Raw genomic sequence first — 16,528 nt, forward strand, 5'->3', positions numbered from 1 at the left:
AGAGGTACAAAAAATGATTTTATTGCGCATCGGTGAATTCTCGACTAAATCATACAATTGACATGGCAGTACTGGGTTTATTTAACAAAACTGGGAGGTTAGCATGGATCGTGAACAGGCTAACAAGGAGTTCATAGGTCTTAAACCGCTTCTACTGACCGCTATTGCACTGACAACGATGTTTGCAAGCTCGTCATCACAAGCGCGCTCCACTGAGCCACTTTCTTACGCCGCCAAACAAGCGATTGACACAAATCCGCAGGTAAAACAGCGTTGGCATGAATTTAAAGCGTCAATGCATGGGGTCGATGCTGCATTCTCTGGGTACTTGCCTAAAGTCGACGTCAATGCAAGCACTGGGTACGAGACTCGTAATTACGGCGTTGATGATGAGTATGCGCGAAATACCGCCGAGTTGAGCGTAACTCAAATGCTCTATGACGGCTTTCGCACTAGCAACGAAGTGGAGCGGTTTGAGCAAATCCAGCTAACACGTTACTTTGAGCTGCTAGCTCAAGCACAACAAACCAGCTTAGATGCTGCTACCGCTTATCTTGATGTTATTCGCTACAACAAGCTGGTGGAGTTAGCAGAGCAAAACCTTGAACAACACCAAATGGTGTTTCAACAGATAGAGCAAAGCGTCGGCGCTGGCGTAGCCAGAGCAGCCGACTTAGAGCAAATCACCGGACGCTTATCGCTGGCCGAGTCTAACGTTATGACCGAGCTTGCCAACCTGCACGATGTCAATGCCCGCTATCTACGGATTGTTGGCGAGCTGCCCCCTAGCAACCTCAACGAGGCGGGGATCGATGATGAACAAATTCCGTTTTCTATCAACAAAGCGTTAGCGCTAGCATATGAAAACTCTCCGCGCTTTTATGCCACGCTCTATGGTATCAGCGCCGAGCAAGCCTTTGCACAAAGCCAAAAGTCTGGGTTTCACCCCAACGTGAACTTATCCGCTCGCTATGGCATGCAAGACAGAGATGAGCTTGGTTTTAACACAACTCGCTCCGAAGGCCGCATTGGCATCGATGTAAGCTACAACCTGTTTAATGGTGGCCTTGATAGTGCCAATCTCGAGCAAGCATACGAACAAGTTAATGTTGCTAAGCAACAGCGCGATTTAGCCTGTTTAGAGATACGCCAAGGCGTGCAAATCGCCTACAATAACGTACGCATTTTAGAGCGTAAGCTACCGGCCTTAGCGCAGCACCAGGCCGCCTCAGAGAAGGTCAAGCTGGCTTATAAGGATCAGTTCGATATCGGCGAGCGTACTTTGCTGGACGTGCTTGATGCTGAAAATGAGGCGTTTCAATCCAGCCGAGCCTATATAAATGCCGAGTATGAGCGAATGAATAATGTATTGGCGATGCTAGCAGAGATGGGCGGTTTACTCGAAGCTTTAAGTATTACCAACGAACAATACCCTACTTTAAGTGAGTTAACTGAGTCGCCGCTTACAGCAGATAGCGAGCACCTTTGCCCCAAAGTCGACGTTGCCAGCCAAATGTCTCGCAAGTCTTTTCTTGCCGAGAAAAATAAGCGCAACAACGCCTATAAAAGTATAAAAATAGACACCACATTACCGGCTGCTGGTCTTAGCAGTAACGCAGCCGTTATAAGTGCTGATGACGACAGTGATGGCATTGCTAATGATAAAGACCAGTGTCCGGCCACACCATTTGCAACCGAGGTCGACGCCCAAGGCTGCACTAAATATACAGCGGACACGCGCTCGGTGGAAATAGGTATTCCCTTTGCCTTCGATTCTGACGTGGTAATGCCGCAATACTACGCTGAGATTGAACGCCTCGCGACATTCTTAAAGCAACACCCAGATAAAACCGTTGAAATCCACGGCCACGCGTCACTTGATGGCGAACCTCAGTATAACAAACGGCTGTCAGAGCGCCGCGCTTTTGCTGTTACCGAGATTCTTATCAATAACTTCGGTATTTCTGCGCAGCGGGTCACTGCCATGGGCTTTGGTATTGAACAGCCTATTCAGCAAGAAATCTCGGTGCGCGCCAACGCGCTCAATAGGCGAATTGAAGCCAAAATCAATAGCTAACCACCGACTAAAAATGGCGTTTTATGAAAATGGATCATGCTCACGGTGGTGCCTTAGCGGATTGCTTAGCGATAATATGCAATTATCATAATCGCCCCTTCTCTGGCGAAGCGCTTATCGCTGGCCTTCCTCTTGTTGACGATAAGCTCACTCCTTCTGTGCTGTCACGCGCCGCCAAACGGGCAGGCTTTAAGTCGAAGCTCGTACATCGAGACCTTGATGCGGTTAATACCGCTTTACTGCCCGCTATTGTGTTAATGGCAAACAATCAAGCCTGTGTGCTGCTAAGCTTCGATAAGCATAACGAGCAAGTATCTGTGATTTACCCTGAACTTGCAGATACGCCAGTACAACAAAGTACTGGGGAGTTTGAAAAAGCCTATAGCGGCGCGGTTATCTACCTTCAGCCTGAATTTGCCTACGATGCCCGCGCGCCTCTGACTAATAAAAATAGCCGCGCCGGGTGGTTTTGGCCAATCATCAAAGAATGTCGCTCGCTGTATCGCGATGTGATTATTGCCGCACTATTCATAGGCTTGTTTTCAGTGACTATGCCGCTGTTTGTGATGAACGTATACGACCGCGTTGTCCCAAACCAAGCCGTACATACCTTATGGGTTTTAGGTATTGGCGCTATGTTGGCGCTCAGCGCCGACTTGGTGTTGCGTTTGATGCGCAGTTACTTTCTTGAATTAGCCGCGAGCCGTATCGATGTGAAAGTCTCAGCCACCATTATGGAGCGGGTACTCGGCATGCAACTGAAGAATAAGCCTCAATCTTCAGGTTCATTTGCCGCAAACCTTCACGCTTTTGAGTCTATCCGTGGGTTCTTTAGCTCTATGACCTTAGTAGCGTTAGTCGACTTACCCTTTGTATTAATTTACGTATTAATCATCGCACTGATTGGCTTAGAGCTAATTGTGCCGCTGATCATTGGCGCTGTAGTCATTTTGCTGTACGCCCTTGCCAGTCACAATCGCCTTGAGCAGCTAAGTGACAACACCATGAAAGTCAGTGCCATGCGCAATGCTGTGCTGGTTGAAAGCTTAAACAACCTCGATGATATCAAAGCCTTTCATGGAGAATGTAAAGTGCAATCAGCGTGGGAGCGAGCGACACTGTACTTGGCGCGTATAAATGCCCAAAGCCGTTTGCTCAGCGCCTCAATTACTAATCTGTCTACTTGGATGCAGCAAGGAGTCGGCATTGGCCTTATCATTGTTGGTGTGTACTTGGTGATTGACGGCGAATTAACGCAAGGCGGATTGATTGCCGCGTATCTGTTATCTTCTCGCGCCATGGCCCCAATCTCGCAAACAGCCGCTGTGATGGCACAATATCACCACGCGGCTACGGCTATGGATTCGCTCAATGAGATAATGGACAAGCCAGTGGAGCGACCAGAGGGCAAACACTGGGTGTCTCACCCTGTCCTTAACGGCCACCTTAAGTTAGATCAAGTTAACTTTAGTTATGATGAAAACGCAGTGCCTATTATACGCAACGTGTCACTGCAAATTAATGTCGGTGAGCATGTGGCCCTGGTCGGTAAAAATGGCTCTGGCAAAAGCACCATTGAGAAGCTTCTTATGGGGTTATATAGCCCTAATGCAGGCCATATATTAGTTGATGACATTGATATCGGCCAACTCGACCCGGCTGAGCTACGCCACAATATAGGATACGTTCCCCAAGACGTGAGCTTAATGTACGGTACGTTAAGAGACAACATCACGCTTGGTGCGTGGCATGCCGAAGATGAACAAATAATAGCAGCTGCAGAGAAAGCTGGTCTAATGGAGCTTATCAACGCCCATCCTGACGGCCTTGATTTGCAAGTTGGCGAACAAGGAAAGTTACTCTCTGGCGGACAACGCCAAGCCGTTGCTCTGGCTCGGGCCCTCATCAATGATCCTCCGGTGTTGCTATTGGACGAGCCCAGTGCAGCCCTAGATCACAGCAGCGAGCAACGGTTAATTCACACCCTAAAACACTGCTGCTCCAGCAAAACGCTAGTGCTTGTTACCCATCGTTCAGCCCTGTTGGAACTCGTTGATAGAGTTATAGTCATGGACAAGGGCCAAATCATCGCCGATGGAGATAAAGCGACGATCACCTCTCACTTGACGAAAAAATCGGTGAAACACGCATCATGAAAGAGCAAGAACACCCGCCATCCAGTATTGAGCAAGCGAGTTTTGAGCGCTTAGGCCGAGGCATTCAACGCAGCGCCAAAAAGGGGTTATTCAATCGTCTGTTTAATGGTTTCTTCGTGCCTCCCAATCAGCAAGATTGGGTGGCTGATGCGCATTGGCAGCAAATGCAGCAGCAACCACTGGCGGCGCGCGGTCTTCTGTATGCTATAGCCGTGGCGGTTATACTGCTGCTGGTGTGGGCCGCCTACGCACAACTAGATGAAGTGACACGCGGCGAAGGGCGGGTGATCCCCTCGCAAAAACTGCAAATTGTGCAATCTTATGACGGAGGCATGGTCGAGCAAATTTTCGTCAAGGAGGGGCAAGTTGTTGAACAAGGGGACCTCCTCGTCAAGGTCGACCCGACTCGGTTTGTCTCCAGCCTGCGTGAAAGCCGCGCCCAGTATTTAGGGTTAAGCGCTGAAGTGGCTCGCTTACAAGCACTCACCGCCCATACTGAACTGGTATTTAGCGATGAATTAACGCAACAGGCGCCTAATGCGATTAAGTATGAGCAAGCCCAATATCGCAGTAACAAGCAGGAATTGACCCAGCAAATTCGTATTCACCAACGGCAATTAGAACAGCGACGCCAAGACTACAATGAAACAGCAGCAGCCATTGAGCAGTACCGCGCCAGCTTAGCACTAAGCCAACGAGAACTGAGGGTAACACGACCATTACTGCAATCTGGGGCCGTCTCTGAAGTCGATATAATCCGCTTGGAGCGACAGGCTGTGGACTTACAAGGTGAGATAAAGCGCGCCCAAGCGGCATTAAAGCGAACCCAGGCGGCGATTGAAGAAGCACAAAGTAAAATTGATGAGGTCGAATTGACCATGGTGAACCGCTGGCGCAACCAACTCTCCGACTCGATGCGGCGCCTCGACGCCTTGCGGGAAACACAAACGGGGCTTGCTGATAAGGTTACACAAACAGATATTCGCTCGCCAGTTCGTGGCACTGTGCAACGCCTATTGGTCAATACCGTGGGCGCGGTGTTACAACCTGGCAGTGACTTGGTGGAAATCATCCCCCTTGATGATCAACTACTTGTGGAGGCCAAAGTTGCGCCACAAGACATCGCCTTTTTACGCCCAGGACAGCCGGCGATGATCAAACTCACAGCCTATGACTTTACTATTTATGGCGGTTTGGAAGCCCAAGTCACTCACATCAGTGCCGATACTGTCACCGATGAACGCGATAACACCTATTACTTAGTGCAATTAAAAACATCGCGCGGCTCATTGAGCGAGCAGCTCACGATTATCCCAGGAATGACAACCCAAGTGGATATTATCACTGGGCAAAAAACGGTATTAGACTATTTGTTAAAACCCATTCTTAAAGCCACTTCTCAGGCGATGACGGAGCGTTAGCCATGGATCTGTTTATAACCGAACAAGGGCTCATATCTAGCCATTGGCAGCGCCTAGGTGAGCCAATAGAAGTGCTTTATACACTGCCCGAGCAAATACCCGATGCTCGTGTTGCTTGGGTACTCACTGGCATGCCCGGTTGGCAACAGATCATTGGCCAGTTACATGATCGTCATATCGCAATTATTTTGATGACCCGTAATCCCTGTGTCAGTGAATTACAACAAGGGTTTAGCTTAGGTGCGCGCGGCTATGTTGAACTGTTCGCCACTACGGCTGTACTTAAACAGGCGCGTGACGCGATTGAAAACAATGCTCTGTGGCTTCCTGGCTGCTTGCTAAGCAACCTTATTGGTGCGCTTTCCATCGCCGATAAGGCCTGTTCACCTACTTCTGCGGATTTAAGTAAACTGAGCGAGCGTGAATGTGAGGTCGCCAAGCTCGTGGCTCAAGGACAAACCAACAAGGCTATCGCGGCACGCCTCTATATTTCTGAGCGTACCGTTAAACAGCATCTAAGCTCGACATTTGCAAAGCTACAGGTTAAAGACCGACTGCAATTAGCGTTGCATGTCAACGGTGCTGGGCAGGGGCATTAATGCCCCTGCTGAGTTTGAATACGGGCACTGACTCCCAACTCTTTGAGTAATTCAACAGCAATGTCTTGAGCCAACTCCTCCACCACGACCATCATCCCCAAAGGGCGCACTTGTGCACAAATATGCCTCACCAACTGTTGGGTGGCCTCATCATTACTGATGTTGTGCACCAAGGTGTTATCAAGCTTTATAATATCTAACCCCAACTGTTCTAAACCATCAACTTGGTTCAATGCTTGACCTGCATCCGTTAAACCTAATTGGCAACCCACTAATTTTGCCTCTCGGCAGAACTCTTTCACTTGTTCAGCCATGCTGATTAAACATGATTCAGAAAACTCCAAGGTTAGGCGCGATGCTAGCAGCCGCTCACTCGATATCAATGCAAGAATACTGGTATAAGCGATTTCATCTTCTAGAGTCGCTTCACTGAGTTTGATAGCAAGAGGCTGAGCGTAATGCAGCCATAACTTCTCATTGAAAAATGTTTTCACCGTTTTCCAGTCCAGCTGCGCATCCAATTGTTGCTCACTGAGCAGACGTTGATAGTAGCGTCGCGAATGGACCTTGTTACCCACTTTCAAATATAAACCGACTTCACTTTGCACGCAGCTATCGTCAAAATTCAGTACGTCTGTGAGCTTTAATTCAAACTGCTCTTTTTCAAGCGCTTGCGTTAAGGATTGCCCAGTCACCGCCGCGACTTGGTGATGCTCGGTTGCAGCATCGGCGTACATATCTACGCCGGAAGCAGTGGCCATAGCCAACAACCGCTGACCTTGCTGCAAAGCCTCTTCACCGCTTTGCTTTTCTTCAATATAGGTAATACTGTGCCTCAGCTCTACCAGCCCATTATAGGTATCGCTAAATTCACTACAGCATTGCGTCAGCGTCCGTGAGCTATCCTCTGCAGCCATTACCTCATTGAGTCGAAGAGCAAAGTCACAATGACTGATACGCCCAAGTTGCCAGTCATGAAGGTTATCTTGCTGAGTTTCTGCATACCTAATCAGTAACTGCGCCAGCTCTTTCTCCAAGCTATAAAACTGTTCCGGGTTTAAGCTCCCCCGCAGTTGCTCGTAATTTGCTAAACGCATTAGTATCAGCACTTGCTGATGATGACTAACTTGCTTTAACTCTTGCTCCATACGCGACAGGAAGTACCGACCATTGGCAAGCCCTGTTGTTGTATCATGCTGGGCTAGGTATTGTGCGCGGGCGATACGCTCGTTCCCTTCGCGCAGAATGCCACCAAAGCGCTCAGCCAGATGATTCATCGCCTCTGTCACCTCAGCTAGTTCGGCCGTATTGGGAACTGCAAGCTGCTTAAATTGCTTTTTTGAGAACCCTTGGGCTTGAGCGACCACTCGCTCTAAAGGCTTCAGAACCCAACGTAAAATGAGTGAAGCAGCAATACAGCTCAATAACGCAACGATAGCAAAACCACTGGCTAAATTGAGCACATTGTCCCATAAAGCTTCTAATGCATATCTTTGCTGACTCTGAATATACAAGGTGCCGTATTGCTGCCAACCATTGCTTATTTGTGCAACGCCGGCGTCGACCTCAAAAGCAAACATCTGTGCAAACCAACTAGGTACTGAAGCATGTTCATGCTGTGCAAGCGAACGCTCAACCACAACTTCCCCCTGTGTATCGACTAATTTAATCTGCTGATAGTGGCCGGTATCAAAGGCTGCTGAGACGAAAAGTTCAACCGTCACTGGGTCTTTGTCCATCTGACTGAGCGCAAGTGCTAAGGTTGTGGCATTATCGGCGTTTTTCAAATAAAGCTCTTCGGTGAAGCTAGATTTAACATTGTACCCGCTAATGAGTACGCTGCTGATCAACCCACTCAAAGCAATAACCACAATCACCAGCCACAGTTGTACCACCAGAGATATACGGTGCGCCCCACTGGACGCTGTAGATGCTTGCTTTATCACCACCTAACTCCTTGCTGTTCCATTTTCTTTAAAACCGAATGCCAGCGAGATAATCTCGCCCGAGGGTCGGCCACACTGTGAGTTGACGTTGCAGTCCACAGACCTTCACTGTTAAAGCTGAAAACCGGATATAAATCAGTGCGCTTCGCTGCTGGCAAAATAGCACTTGTGAGCGAGTCGAGAATGATGGGTTGGCTACTGGGGGTCGGGTAATAACCCAACACCATATGCGCTTGAAACTCTCGGCTGCGAGGGCCGCCTATTTGCGCTTTAACATAGATAAGCCGCAGCTTATTATCAGCGATGCCTAGCATCCTCAATGACGCGTATTTCGCTATGGCGTAGTCTTCACAATCGCCCAGCCCCTGACCTAAGGTTTCTAATGGCGTTGCCCAATAATCTTGTTGTTTGTAGAGAAGTTGGTCGGTGCGATAGCGCACTTGCGTGGCAAAAAACTGATTGACCAGTTGCACTTTGCGGGTTTCGGTTTCAGCACTCAAGCTAGCTAGTAATTGCTGCCAGCGCTGCGCCACCAGTAAACGTTGAGTACCGTATTGGTTGCGCATAAGCGTTTGAAACAAGCCGCTGTCCATAGTTGCGCCAGCGTGAATGCCACTCATGAGCAACGTCATGGCGAACACTAAACCTAGCCCCAGCCACCGTATTTTATTTATAATTTTCGCACTGCTCACTACGTCCTAAAGGCCTACATAGTTTCTGCGCACCGCTTAGGACGCAATGGGTTTGATTTATTAAAGCATAGCAGTGATTTTCAGTTCTGCAGCACCCGATGTTAGCCGTAAATGCAGTATAAAGAGGTGCTTAGAATAAGTTTGATATTAGAAATTAAAGCAAAAATGCAGGTGTATAAAGGCAAGAAAAGATAAACCCAAGCGCACTGGCGTACACTTGGGGCAATGTTGTATATCAGCAAGCACCTCAGTAGTAAGTGACCTTTTTTACCTTGCGAGGCTTACTCTGAGTAATGTAAAGATCGTGTACTAGCTTCATATCCAGCTCTAATTCAGTCGCATAACTATCGCCAACAACATAACTGCGTTTAACTCGAGCCCCTCGGATCACCCCTTGAACCCGCGCTTGCAGTACATCATCTCCGGCAATGGCATTGGCAACGGTGGTTTGCCCTTGCATTTGTTGGCCATAAACCTGCTCCGCCAACTCCCGATAGGCTTCTATCTTCGAAGCTTTCATCGCCATCAGTGATTTTTGCTGAGCGCTTTCACCGGGCTGTGGGGCGATAGGTGCATAACCAATCGCCCGTAAAATCGGATAATTGTCAGGTTGCTCTATGGTGTATTCAACGTGCTTATCAAACACGCTGCTGCAACCGAGCATGCTCCATGTGCTGATCAGCAGTATCATCATTCGTAGCATGTTTTGCTCCACACTGATTGTCTCTAAACCTATGCTCAGTAGTATGCACGATAAATGCCACTATTACAGGGGAGTTGGTATGTTCTTTGCTATCTTTGTTGCAAGAACATTTTTAGGTGGGATAACTATGCGATATTTGGCATCTGTGTGCGCACTGATGATTGCACTAATAAGCCCGAGTGTCAGCGCCCAATGGTTGCAAACCACAGGGGTTGCGACTTTAGAGGATGGAGATACCGAAACAGCACGCGCCAACGCGGTCAGTGACGCTATAAAACAGGCGTTATTATATTCAGGGCTGGAGCTATCCAGTGTGCAGACCTTGACTAACGGCGTGCTCACTCAGGATCACCTTTCTTTGCAAGCACATGGTCAAGTACAACAAATGCAGCTTCTCGAAGAGCAACAAAGTGATGGCATGATCAGTGTCACCATGCAAATTGAAGTGTTAGACAACCCACAGCAATGCCCTGAACACGACTTTATTAGCCACTTTGCCCTCACACGCACGGCATTGGATAATCCACAGCAAGCTCGTTATGGTCAAATATTTGACGTAGCCCCTGCTTTTACTAAGCAGCTCTACGCAATTATGAGCCAAACGCAATTAGCTATGCTGCCTATTCCTTATTTTAAAGAAGCAGTGGATGTTAGCCCCTTCTTTACACAGCAATTTCAGTATGATGAAAACGTACTGGAATATATTCGCGGCAAAAGTAACAGTCAGTACGTGTTACTCTCGCAAATCACCGATATTTCCACCGGCAAGCAATTGAATAATGATTATGCATTTTGGCAGGATGAAAGCTATAACCGCTATTTTAATGTAGAGTTTGCGTTATTCGATGCCTTGAGCTTTGAAAAAATATGGCAAAAAGCCTATCAAACTCAAGGGCCTTGGCAGTTTGAAAAAACCGCTCGTATCGATGTAAACAGTGGCACTTTTTGGCAAAGCCAATACGGACGAGCCATTACTGCGCTTAGTGAGAAAGTGATGTTTGACCTTAACAATGAGCTGCGCTGCCTACCCACCCGTGGATTAATTCAGCATATTGATGGTGACCAAGTAGTTGTCAACTTAGGTAAAGCCAACGGCTTAGTGATGGGTCAGCAACTCACTTTGGCGCATAGCAGCAACCTCACCACCTATGCAGGCAAACATTTGCCACGTCAGGTAACCACCTTACACCGTGTAGAAGTGAATCAGCTTTACCAACACAGTGCCATTGCCACTAATATTGGTAAACGGCCACTGGCGAATATTCAACTCAACGACTTAGTGTTGCTGAGCCAATAGCCTAGGCTCAGCACTTTCCTGCGTACCATTTAAAATCAAGATACGTTCAACGTTCGATTTTAACAATCAAAGTCATCAATTCTTACTGATATACAAATCAATTCGCTTTTGTCACACTGTACCCAACACATCGAAAGGAGATTATCAGTATGACAACATTAAACAACAGCGAAGGCCAACGAATTCCTCAGGTGACATTTGCAGTGCGTAAAGGCGAGCAATGGCAACAACTTACCTCAGACGATATCTTTTCAGGTAAGACGGTCGTGGTTTTCTCATTGCCCGGTGCGTTTACACCAACCTGCTCGTCAACACACTTACCACGCTACAACGAGCTTGCCGGTGTACTAAAACAAAATGGCGTAGATGACATTGTCTGCGTGTCGGTAAACGATACATTTGTGATGAATGCCTGGGCTGAGCACCAAGAAGCCGACAATATTACCTTACTCCCTGACGGTAACGGCGAGTTCACTGACGGCATGGGCATGCTGGTCGACAAGAATGACCTAGGTTTTGGTAAACGTAGCTGGCGCTACTCCATGCTCGTGAAAGACGGCGTGGTCGAGAAGATGTTTATCGAGCCGCAAAAACCAGGCGACCCTTTTGAGGTATCGGATGCAGATACTATGCTTGATTATATTAACCCCAAACAAAGTAAGCCACAGCCAGTAAGCATTATTACAAAGCCGGGATGCCCGTTTTGTACCAAAGCGAAAGCAATGCTTACGCAGCACGGTCTTGCTTTTGAGGAAATTGTGTTGGGTAGTCAAGCGTCGCTTACCAGCTTAAAAGCAATGTCCGGTAGAGATACGGTACCGCAAGTATTTATTGGTGGGCAACATATAGGTGGCTCTGATGATTTAGCGAGATACTTCGAATAACCCCCATCAGATCCTAGAAGGGTTACTATATGCGTAACCCTCTTTTCTAGTAAATAAACACCCAAATCGTGCTTCTAAGAAGTATCACGACAAACAATTTACTTCGACATACGCGTGACAGCTTCCTCATCCATTATCGAAAAAGCGCTATTTACTTTTTGCTTATGGCATCGTGTTCTTTGGTTTGTTTTTGACCAAGCTCGATGTTACCCTAGTCGAAACGGATTATAACTTATTGATAAATGGAATTATCGCATGACTCTCCAATTAGCAGACTATGAAATTAATATACGCTCATTTCACCCAGAGAAAACATTCGGTTGGTCAGGCCTCATGTTTGAAGGGGACAATCGTGGGTTTTCTCTAAAGCCGAGTGGTACTGAAGGTGTAACATCTCGCATTTGGCATAAGTTTTACCTCTCGACTAAAGAAAATAAAGTACACTCAAAAGAAACTGTTTCAGATCCATCAAAATCTCCTTGGGAGAGAGCAAAAAGAGTTTATAATGGTGAATTGGCACCAAAAGGACGCACTTTTCTTACAAGCAGAGTTTTTCCCAATAAACACATTTACCAGTATAGGATGGAAGGTCAATATGGTGGTGTTAACCACGCTATGCCAGGCTCCCCTGAGATACAAGAAGCTCTAGATTTCTCCTATGTTCCGACCTTAAATGTTAAATACAAAATCGTTATAGATATTGACAGGCAAAACGGTCACATGGACATTGTAACTTATATTACTGGCGATGGTTTTCCAAATTGCGAGGCTTTTATTGTAGGCCCTGGTGGACAAGCCGTTTCATTGGGTGTACACGTTCGAAAAGGAGCAGCACCTGTGAGTTTATCTTTAAATGCTGACTACTCGATGATAGCAAGCGCAATACGATTACCCCTTAATAACAATGGTAGTTTTAAAGGGACTGTTGGTGATGAACTCTTTAGGCGAACCAATAAACAACCAAAACTAAAGTTCCAAAAAATAACTGATTGGAATTACCGGTTTATCTCTATTCCTGCTAATAGTGGTCACTGTATGTTACTCGAAAAAGCAAGTTTAAAGTATTGCTTTGATGGCTTACTAAAGTAAAGGAAACTTCATGAAATACTCCTCCAACACTCACTTTTATAAAATACTGCTAGTTGGGTTAATGGTCGCATTTTTATCTTCCTGTACAGAAGTCAAAAAAAGAGAACCTGCAACTTATCTAATACCTGAAGGATACGTAGGATCCTTATATATTGTGTTCAACGCACCAAATGGTCAACCACCCAAGTATGAAGGTAACTCGAGGGTGTATCATATCCCCCCTTCAGGTGTGCTTGTGACACAGATGGATGCCAATGAAGGTTGGAGTGAAAGTAGTGAAATTAAGTACTTCTCTGTGAGTCAATCAGGTAAACGAGCTCCCATTAGCACTGTTTCCGAGGATACCCCTGATAATAAAAGAGCATTATATTCTGGTGGCTTGGGTGAAGCAGGCCCCATCTTTGGATGTACTGTGATCAATAAAAAATTTACTATCGGCACGAAATCAGAAAGAACCGACTCAAATAAGTTACTAACGATTTTTGAAGCTATCAAAGTTAAAAACATTGATAAAAAGCTATTTGAAGGTATGTGCTAACACTTATCTACCGCAAAATTTCAAAATTAAACATTCAAGTCTAGGACATGGTTTCAGTAAGCTGAAAGAAGGGTACTTGGTGGGTTTAAAAGTAATTAATGGTTTTATTGGCAGCCCCTGCAGGAATCGAACCTGCAACTACCCCTTAGGAGGGGGTTGTTATATCCATTTAACTAAGAGGCCACTGGCCTCTATTATCAAATAACTTCACCTTAAATAGCAATAGCTTAAAGCACAAACGCTGAGCTATTAACCATGCGGCAATAGGTCGTCTAAGACGAAGTAAGGAATAAACTGGCGGGCGCTGGCTTTAATGACTTGATCCTGACTACTGATCACTCGAGCATTAATCACCACACCATTGGGGCGGTACACCAGTGTACCGGTGAGAACATGGTCTACACCCACCGACTCAGCCAACTCGCTGGCATGACGAGAAAGGGCAAAGTCACCGGATGGTTGAACAGAAATAGCGCGTTTAAGCTTGTGCTCGACCGTTGCAAAACCAAATTGTTGCAGGTCTGTCATCAGCCCTTCGGCTAACTGGTTACCAAGGGCGCCAGCGTTATCAAGGCGATGATCAAAGTCAACGAAACTGGTCACTGCAATATGGCTGACATGTTGTGTCGCCATGGTATCACTGAGTTTCAATGCCAATTGTTGAGTGTAATCCCCTAGGTGTTTGTGGTGAGCATTGTTAAACCCTCTATCAACACTGATATACAGAGGGTTTATCTCGACCTTGCTTGGCTCACTTTGAGCCCATGCAGCCATGGCCATGGTTGTTACCATGGCGCCAACAAGAAAACGCTTTATCATTGTTTTTACCCACTTAAGCCATATAGTCGGTTATCGGCGCCAGGGCTAAAAACTTTATAACTAATTCGCTTGGCTGAGCTCCACACCATTATAACTGGCGTTACTCAGTAACGCGTTTACTACATCGTTGGGGATCAAACCTTGAGAGCTGGCAATGACCATTTTCGAATTGACGCTAACAATCCGCGCATTCACTAAGACTCCGCCTTGGTGTTTCACCAGCGTGCCCGCTAACACTAAGCGCATTGGGTGATCTTGCTGCAACTCTAAAAAGTCACGGCTATAAGCGAAGTCGCCATCAGGGGTTACACGAATGTAATCGGTGGTCTTGTAATCCACTACAGGCACCCCAAATTCATGCAACTCATGCATAAAGCTCTCTGCCAATTGGTTGCCCAATAATGTGCCCTGCTGGTAGTCGGTATCTAAGTAGACGAAGCTTGATACTGCCATAACCTGATTTTGTGCGCTGGCGTCAATGTTACTCATCATATCTTGCATCAATCCGCGCACATAATGGTTAATGTTTTTCACAGAATGTTTCGCGTAACTTTGGCGGCTAGAATGTACTTTAAGAGGATTGTTAAGGCCTTGATACTGAGCTGTATTACCAGCCACGGATTGCTCTGGGGCACCAATCACTTTAACCTGCTGATGGGCACTTTCATACTCTTCAATTGCCTGGCGCTTTACTTCATCTTCATGCGCGGTCCATTGATTCATACTGGCACAACCAGCTACAGCTAAGGTCAGCGATAAAAGCCCTGAAATTGCGGGAGTGTTCATAGTCTTTCCTCGTTAATAAGCGCGGCGCTCAATATGGCCATTTTGCATATGTACTTTATCGGCACTAGTTAACACATTATTAGGTAAATAGTCCGTCGCCGCCGCGACCACCTCATTATTACTGATGTTAATCATCCGCACATTGACCACATAAGCATCTTGCTGTGGGGTCATAGTCCCGGTAACAAAAAAGTCGATACCATGACGGGCTGCTAACTGCCCTACCTCTCGGCTCAACATAACATCTCCGCCGTCACGCAAAGCAATGCTATTACGGGTTCGATATTCAACCACAGAGAAACCCATTTGATTGTAGAGGGTGATAAAACTCTCTTGAAGTTGTAGAGCTATCTGATGTTGCTGAGGTGTCATTTGCTTGAGCGTTAAAGACTGGGGCGGCAAAAAGGTGCCGACTGCGACTTTGGCACCCGGAGCAATGCTTTGCAGCGCCGCTGTCATATTATTGGCAAGACGGACACTATATTGGTGAATAGTATTTTCTTGAACAGGTCGGTATTCACCGACGCGGGGCACAATTTCTATGCGTTGTGAAGGCGCACAAGCCGTCACCATCGCCGCTAGCAAAATCGTGATTAAGAGTCGCATGACACCCTCACCGAAACACATTTATGAATATTATTTAATGTGCCTGCAATAAAGGTGCCAGCAATAACCTGAGGCTAGATTAAATAGCAACAGGCGCCTTGATATGAGGATGGCACTGGTAATCCACCAGCTCAAAGTCATCAAAGCTAAAAGAAAAGATATCTTTCACTTCAGAGTTAATCTTCATGGTCGGTTTGGCGAAGGGTTCACGCCCAAGCTGTTCCTCTACTTGCTGTAAGTGGTTCAAGTACAAGTGCGCATCGCCAAAGGTATGGACAAAGTCGCCTAATTCTAAATCGCATACTTGCGCTATCATCATGGTCAGTAACGCATAGCTGGCAATATTAAACGGCACACCTAAGAAAATATCTGCACTACGTTGGTATAGCTGACAACTCAGCTTGCCATCAAGCACATAGAATTGGAATAGCGTGTGACACGGCGGCAGTGCTTGCTTGCCCTTAGCGGCATTTTCGCTAGGGCTAAACTGAGTATCTGGCAACAATGCTGGATTCCAGGCACTCACAATTAACCGTCGTGAATCTGGATTAGTTTTAATTTGCTCGACCACGTCCTTAATCTGGTCAATCACTTCACCATTAGGACCTTCCCAGCTGCGCCATTGTTTGCCATATACTGGGCCCAGCTCACCTTCTGCCGTGGCCCAACCATCCCAAATGCGCACGCCATTATCGTTAAGATAACCAATATTGGTATCGCCCTTAAGGAACCACAACAACTCGTGGATAATCGAGCGCAAATGACACTTCTTGGTGGTCACCAAGGGAAACCCTTCTTGCAAATTAAAGCGCATTTGATAGCCGAATACACTAAGGGTACCGGTACCGGTCCGGTCTTCTTTTTTGGTGCCATGCTCTTTCACATGGCGCATTAAATCTAAATATTGCTTCATAG

Annotated in this window: 15 protein-coding genes and 1 tRNA gene; 8 read left to right on the forward strand and 8 right to left on the reverse strand. The window is 46.7% G+C overall.

Annotation, left to right across the window (positions count from 1 at the left end; translation table 11 throughout):
• Window positions 1-103: 103 nt before the first annotated feature.
• From MHM95_RS15505 to MHM95_RS15520, 4 genes are read left to right on the forward strand one after another with little or no spacing between them, the layout of a single operon-like run.
• Window positions 104-2,077 (forward strand): TolC family outer membrane protein, encoded by a 1,974-nt coding sequence (locus tag MHM95_RS15505; protein ID WP_239385712.1) that lies wholly within the window; start codon window positions 104-106, stop codon window positions 2,075-2,077.
• A gap of 23 nt (window positions 2,078-2,100) precedes the next feature.
• Window positions 2,101-4,233 (forward strand): type I secretion system permease/ATPase, encoded by a 2,133-nt coding sequence (locus tag MHM95_RS15510; protein ID WP_239385713.1) that lies wholly within the window; start codon window positions 2,101-2,103, stop codon window positions 4,231-4,233.
• Entirely contained in the window at window positions 4,230-5,654 is a 1,425-nt protein-coding gene (locus MHM95_RS15515) for an HlyD family type I secretion periplasmic adaptor subunit (RefSeq protein WP_239385714.1), read from the forward strand. Before MHM95_RS15510 ends, MHM95_RS15515 begins: the two co-directional genes overlap by 4 nt.
• A gap of 2 nt (window positions 5,655-5,656) precedes the next feature.
• Complete coding sequence (locus MHM95_RS15520; RefSeq protein WP_239385715.1) at window positions 5,657-6,253, forward strand: response regulator transcription factor; 597 nt, start codon at window positions 5,657-5,659, stop codon at window positions 6,251-6,253.
• Here MHM95_RS15520 and MHM95_RS15525 read toward each other — a convergent pair.
• The 3 genes from MHM95_RS15525 to MHM95_RS15535 form a co-directional block, all read right to left on the reverse strand.
• A complete protein-coding gene (locus MHM95_RS15525; RefSeq protein WP_239385716.1) occupies window positions 6,250-8,199 on the reverse strand; it encodes a LapD/MoxY N-terminal periplasmic domain-containing protein in 1,950 nt (649 codons plus the stop codon). The genes MHM95_RS15520 and MHM95_RS15525 overlap by 4 nt on opposite strands.
• Window positions 8,196-8,831 carry a transglutaminase-like cysteine peptidase gene (locus MHM95_RS15530; protein ID WP_235419869.1) on the reverse strand — a complete coding sequence of 212 codons (636 nt, stop codon included), beginning with the start codon at window positions 8,829-8,831 and terminating at the stop codon, window positions 8,196-8,198. Before MHM95_RS15530 ends, MHM95_RS15525 begins: the two co-directional genes overlap by 4 nt.
• 307 nt (window positions 8,832-9,138) lie before the next feature.
• Entirely contained in the window at window positions 9,139-9,594 is a 456-nt protein-coding gene (locus tag MHM95_RS15535) for an LPP20 family lipoprotein (protein ID WP_045978622.1), read from the reverse strand.
• A gap of 127 nt (window positions 9,595-9,721) precedes the next feature.
• Between MHM95_RS15535 and MHM95_RS15540 the strand changes: the two genes are divergently transcribed.
• The 4 genes from MHM95_RS15540 (at window position 9,722) to MHM95_RS15555 (ending at window position 13,402) form a co-directional block, all read left to right on the forward strand.
• Window positions 9,722-10,891 (forward strand): flagellar assembly protein T N-terminal domain-containing protein, encoded by a 1,170-nt coding sequence (locus tag MHM95_RS15540; RefSeq protein ID WP_239385717.1) that lies wholly within the window; start codon window positions 9,722-9,724, stop codon window positions 10,889-10,891.
• 149 nt (window positions 10,892-11,040) lie between these two features.
• The gene (locus MHM95_RS15545) at window positions 11,041-11,775 is read left to right on the forward strand and encodes a glutathione peroxidase (protein ID WP_235419868.1); all 735 of its coding nucleotides are present in this window, start codon (window positions 11,041-11,043) and stop codon (window positions 11,773-11,775) included.
• Between the two features lie 255 nt (window positions 11,776-12,030).
• On the forward strand, window positions 12,031-12,864 hold the full coding sequence (locus MHM95_RS15550) for a hypothetical protein (protein WP_239385718.1): 834 nt from the start codon (window positions 12,031-12,033) through the stop codon (window positions 12,862-12,864).
• A 10-nt stretch (window positions 12,865-12,874) separates the two neighbouring features.
• Window positions 12,875-13,402, forward strand: a complete 528-nt coding sequence (locus tag MHM95_RS15555) for a hypothetical protein (protein WP_235419866.1) — start codon at window positions 12,875-12,877, stop codon at window positions 13,400-13,402.
• Window positions 13,403-13,510: 108 nt separating this feature from the next.
• On the opposite strand, the gene MHM95_RS15560 is transcribed toward MHM95_RS15555, so the two are convergent.
• The 5 genes from MHM95_RS15560 to MHM95_RS15580 all read right to left on the reverse strand — a co-directional run bounded on the left by MHM95_RS15560 (window position 13,511) and on the right by MHM95_RS15580 (window position 16,526).
• Window positions 13,511-13,585, reverse strand: a tRNA-Arg gene (locus MHM95_RS15560).
• A gap of 66 nt (window positions 13,586-13,651) precedes the next feature.
• Complete coding sequence (locus MHM95_RS15565) at window positions 13,652-14,221, reverse strand: FlgO family outer membrane protein (RefSeq protein WP_022944077.1); 570 nt, start codon at window positions 14,219-14,221, stop codon at window positions 13,652-13,654.
• Window positions 14,222-14,281: 60 nt separating this feature from the next.
• Window positions 14,282-15,007: a FlgO family outer membrane protein gene (locus MHM95_RS15570; RefSeq protein ID WP_239385719.1), complete on the reverse strand. Its 726-nt coding sequence runs from the start codon at window positions 15,005-15,007 to the stop codon at window positions 14,282-14,284.
• 12 nt (window positions 15,008-15,019) lie between these two features.
• Window positions 15,020-15,613 carry a FlgO family outer membrane protein gene (locus MHM95_RS15575; protein ID WP_138542749.1) on the reverse strand — a complete coding sequence of 198 codons (594 nt, stop codon included), beginning with the start codon at window positions 15,611-15,613 and terminating at the stop codon, window positions 15,020-15,022.
• Between the two features lie 79 nt (window positions 15,614-15,692).
• Entirely contained in the window at window positions 15,693-16,526 is an 834-nt protein-coding gene (locus tag MHM95_RS15580; RefSeq protein ID WP_239385720.1) for a thymidylate synthase, read from the reverse strand.
• Window positions 16,527-16,528 lie beyond the last annotated feature (2 nt).

It is taken from the genome of Pseudoalteromonas sp. CnMc7-15 (genome assembly GCF_022347925.1).
GTDB classification, from domain to species: domain Bacteria; phylum Pseudomonadota; class Gammaproteobacteria; order Enterobacterales; family Alteromonadaceae; genus Pseudoalteromonas; species Pseudoalteromonas ruthenica.

Excerpts from the sequence above, each read along its gene's own strand:
- MHM95_RS15565 (WP_022944077.1), bottom strand. The coding sequence starts at position 14,221 with ATGATAAAGCGTTTTCTTGTTGGCGCCATGGTAACAACCATGGCCATG.
- MHM95_RS15505 (WP_239385712.1), top strand. The coding sequence starts at position 104 with ATGGATCGTGAACAGGCTAACAAGGAGTTCATAGGTCTTAAACCGCTT.
- MHM95_RS15530 (WP_235419869.1), bottom strand. The coding sequence starts at position 8,831 with ATGACGTTGCTCATGAGTGGCATTCACGCTGGCGCAACTATGGACAGC.
- MHM95_RS15570 (WP_239385719.1), bottom strand. The coding sequence starts at position 15,007 with ATGAACACTCCCGCAATTTCAGGGCTTTTATCGCTGACCTTAGCTGTA.
- MHM95_RS15580 (WP_239385720.1), bottom strand. The coding sequence starts at position 16,526 with ATGAAGCAATATTTAGATTTAATGCGCCATGTGAAAGAGCATGGCACC.
- MHM95_RS15540 (WP_239385717.1), top strand. The coding sequence starts at position 9,722 with ATGCGATATTTGGCATCTGTGTGCGCACTGATGATTGCACTAATAAGC.
- MHM95_RS15545 (WP_235419868.1), top strand. The coding sequence starts at position 11,041 with ATGACAACATTAAACAACAGCGAAGGCCAACGAATTCCTCAGGTGACA.
- MHM95_RS15535 (WP_045978622.1), bottom strand. The coding sequence starts at position 9,594 with ATGCTACGAATGATGATACTGCTGATCAGCACATGGAGCATGCTCGGT.
- MHM95_RS15510 (WP_239385713.1), top strand. The coding sequence starts at position 2,101 with ATGAAAATGGATCATGCTCACGGTGGTGCCTTAGCGGATTGCTTAGCG.
- MHM95_RS15520 (WP_239385715.1), top strand. The coding sequence starts at position 5,657 with ATGGATCTGTTTATAACCGAACAAGGGCTCATATCTAGCCATTGGCAG.
- MHM95_RS15555 (WP_235419866.1), top strand. The coding sequence starts at position 12,875 with ATGAAATACTCCTCCAACACTCACTTTTATAAAATACTGCTAGTTGGG.
- MHM95_RS15550 (WP_239385718.1), top strand. The coding sequence starts at position 12,031 with ATGACTCTCCAATTAGCAGACTATGAAATTAATATACGCTCATTTCAC.
- MHM95_RS15515 (WP_239385714.1), top strand. The coding sequence starts at position 4,230 with ATGAAAGAGCAAGAACACCCGCCATCCAGTATTGAGCAAGCGAGTTTT.
- MHM95_RS15575 (WP_138542749.1), bottom strand. The coding sequence starts at position 15,613 with ATGCGACTCTTAATCACGATTTTGCTAGCGGCGATGGTGACGGCTTGT.